The sequence below is a fragment of the Paraburkholderia sp. J67 genome, assembly GCF_905220265.1.
In the GTDB taxonomy this organism is placed as follows: Bacteria; Pseudomonadota; Gammaproteobacteria; order Burkholderiales; family Burkholderiaceae; genus Paraburkholderia.
In genome coordinates, this window is sequence record NZ_CAJMZK010000075.1 from 1 (window position 1) to 1,196 (window position 1,196).

Annotated in this window: 1 protein-coding gene; it reads right to left on the minus strand. The window is 65.3% G+C overall.

Annotation, left to right across the window (positions count from 1 at the left end):
• On the minus strand, positions 1-1,196 hold a 1,196-nt coding region (locus U5782_RS41205; RefSeq protein ID WP_322049614.1), incomplete at its 3' end, for a UDP-glucose/GDP-mannose dehydrogenase family protein.

Consider the following 1,196-nt stretch of genomic DNA (forward strand, 5'->3'; position numbering starts at 1 on the left):
AGCGTGTCGTCCTGGGTCGGCGCAAAGGTGATGCGCGCGAGTTGTTCGGGAGCGTGCGCGAAATCGAGCGCGAACACACGGCGCGCCTCGTCGGTTGCGACCGGGTCATAGGCCGACACCGTCGCACCGCGCGACACCAGTTCCGCGATCAGACGGCGGCTCGGCGCCTCGCGCATGTCGTCGGTGTTCGGCTTGAACGCGAGACCCCAGACCGCGAAGTGGCGACCACGCAGGTCTTCGCCCAGCGACTTGACGATCTTGCCCACCAGCACGTCCTTCTGGGCGTGGTTCACGTCCTCGACCGCTTCGAGAATGCGCAGATTCTGGCCCGATTCCGCAGCCGTGCGGATCAACGCCTGCACGTCCTTCGGGAAGCACGAGCCGCCATAACCGCAGCCCGCGTAGAGGAAGTGATAGCCGATGCGCGGGTCGGAGCCGATGCCGCGCCGCACCGACTCGATGTCGGCGCCCACGCGGTCGGCGAGATTCGCCATCTCGTTCATGAACGAGATGCGCGTGGCCAGCATCGCATTGGCCGCGTACTTGCTGAACTCGGCCGAGCGCACGTCCATGTAGATCGTGCGTTCGTGGTTACGGTTGAACGGCGCGTAGAGGCGCTTCATCTTCTCGCGCGCAAGCTCGCCACGGGCGTCTTCGTCGATGCCGATGATGATGCGATCCGGACGCATGAAGTCGTCCACGGCCGCGCCCTCTTTCAGGAACTCGGGATTCGAGACCACCGAGAAGCGATGCGCGTCGCTTTCGCCGAGGCCGCGCTTCGCGAGTTCTTCGGCGATCACCGCCTGCACGCGCTGCGCCGTGCCGACCGGCACCGTCGACTTGTCGACGATCACCTTGAAGCCGTTCATGTGGCGGCCGATGCTGCGCGCCGCTTCGAGCACGTATTGCAGGTCGGCGGAACCGTCTTCGTCGGGCGGCGTGCCGACGGCGATGAACTGCACCTCGCCGTGCTCGACGCTCGCGGCGATGTCGGTGGAAAACGTGATGCGGCGCGCCTTGCGGTTACGCTGGATGAGCTCGAGCAGACCCGGCTCGTGGATCGGCACGCCGCCGTTGTTCAGGATGTCGATCTTGCGCGGATCGACGTCGAGGCAGAACACGTCGTGACCGATTTCGGCAAGGCACGCCCCGGTGACGAGGCCAACGTAGCCGGTACCGATAATGGTGATTTTCAT